This is a genomic window from Lichenihabitans sp. Uapishka_5, from assembly GCF_033947565.1.
Taxonomy (GTDB): Bacteria; Pseudomonadota; Alphaproteobacteria; order Rhizobiales; family Beijerinckiaceae; genus Lichenihabitans.
Genome location: NZ_JARPVX010000186.1, coordinates 1 through 1696 on the forward strand (window position 1 = coordinate 1; position 1696 = coordinate 1696).

At 73.0% G+C, this 1696-nt stretch carries 2 protein-coding genes; both read left to right on the plus strand.

Features of this window, described 5'->3' with window-relative positions:
• Positions 1 to 279: 279 nt before the first annotated feature.
• Positions 280 to 1167: an EamA family transporter gene (locus P7D22_RS23020; RefSeq protein ID WP_319936571.1), complete on the plus strand. Its 888-nt coding sequence runs from the start codon at positions 280 to 282 to the stop codon at positions 1165 to 1167.
• Positions 1164 to 1696: MFS transporter (locus tag P7D22_RS23025; RefSeq protein ID WP_319936572.1), on the plus strand; the 533-nt coding region annotated here is incomplete at its 3' end. The genes P7D22_RS23020 and P7D22_RS23025, both read left to right, overlap by 4 nt.

The window sequence follows — 1696 nt, forward strand, 5'->3', positions numbered from 1 at the left end:
GCCTGTGCGAGGCCGGGGTCGGTGACCAGCAGCGGCCGGGCGATGCCGGCCTGCGCCAGGGCTTCGGGCAGCTCCGCCAAGGTGCCGGCGCCGAAGCGGATCGTCGTCAGATAGGTGATGAGCGCCATGGGTCCCTCCGCGCGGGCCGATTTGCGAGCCTCTTCCTTCCATAGCTAGGGCCATAAGCCGGCGAGGCGATGCGCGGCGGGTTTGTCGGGCCGCGGCTGAAGCTGCTAGACAGCGGGCGGAACCGGGGCCGGTTCGGTTTCGGAGCGGGTGATGGGGCGGCAGTCAATCGGCGTGGGGCTGCTGCCTTATGGCTGCGTGGGGCTGGCGGTCCTGGGGTTCCAGCTCGGCGCCGCGCTGGTGATGCCGCTGTTCGCCCGCGTCGGGGCCGAGGGTGCTTCCGCGCTGCGCATGACGCTTGCGGCCCTGATGCTTTGCGCCGTCATGCGGCCCTGGCGGATGCCGCTGCCCCGCGCGGCCTTCGGCTGGACGCTTGGCTACGGGCTCGGCCTCGCGGGGCTCAACCTGTTCTTTTATCTGGCGATCCGGACGTTGCCGCTCGGCGTCACGGTGGCGGTGGAGTTTCTCGGCCCCCTGGGGCTCGCGGTGCTGGGATCACGCCGCCCGATCGACCTGCTGTGGGCCGCGATGGCGGGCCTCGGCATGCTGTGCCTGGTGCCGGCCGCGCAGGCCGATGGGGCGCGCGATCTCGCGGGCTTCGGTTTCGCGCTCTGCTCGGCGGTAAGCTGGGTGGCCTATATCCTGTGCGGCCAGCGGGCCGGGCAGCTCGGCCACCGGGTGGTGGCGATCGGCGTCACGGTGGCGGCCGTGGCGGTGCTGCCGCTCGGCATCGCCCATGCGGGGCGCGACCTGCTGCGGCCGGATGTGCTGGGCCTCGGGCTCCTGGTGGCGCTGGTATCGGGCTGCCTTCCCTACGGCCTCGAGATGGTGGCCTTGAAGCGGCTGCCGACGCGCGTTTTCGGCATTCTGATGAGTCTCGAACCCGCCGCGGGGGCGCTGTTCGGTTATCTGCTGCTCGGCCAGCGCCTCACCGGGCTGCAGGGCGTCGCCATCGCGGCCGTGATGGCGGCCTCGGCCGGCAGCAGCCTGTCGGCCCGCGAAGCGCCGGTCGCCACGCCCGCCACGGGACCATCGGCATGAACGACCGGACCACACCCATGCGCCCCGACCCCCGACCGCGCGGCCTCGCGGACGAACTCGTCGATGTTGAAGCCGCCGCGGCGCCGGCGCCCGCCCAACTGACGCCGCTCCGGCGCTTCGGGCTGGCCGTCAGCCTGGTGCTGGTGGCCTTCAACCTGCGGCCCGTCTTTTCGAGCCTCGCGGCCGTGCTGCCGGAACTGCGCCTCGCCACGGGCGCGTCGCCGGCGCTCGCGAGCCTGCTCACCACCCTGCCGGTGCTCTGCCTCGGCGTCTTCGCCGGCACGGCGCCGCGGCTGGCGCATCGGTTTGGGGCCGAGCGGGTGATCCTCGTCCTGCTGGGGGTGCTGACGGCCGGCACGGCGCTGCGCGGTTTCGGTACGCTGCCGGCACTGCTGGTCGGCTCCGTCCTGGCCGGGGCGGCGATCGCGGTGGTGAATGTGCTGCTGCCGGGGCTGGTGAAGCGCGACTTCCCCGACCGGGTGGCGACTGTGACGGCCTTCTACACCATGGCGCTTTGTGCCGGCGCGGC

Excerpts from the sequence above, each read along its gene's own strand:
- P7D22_RS23020 (WP_319936571.1), top strand. The coding sequence starts at position 280 with ATGGGGCGGCAGTCAATCGGCGTGGGGCTGCTGCCTTATGGCTGCGTG.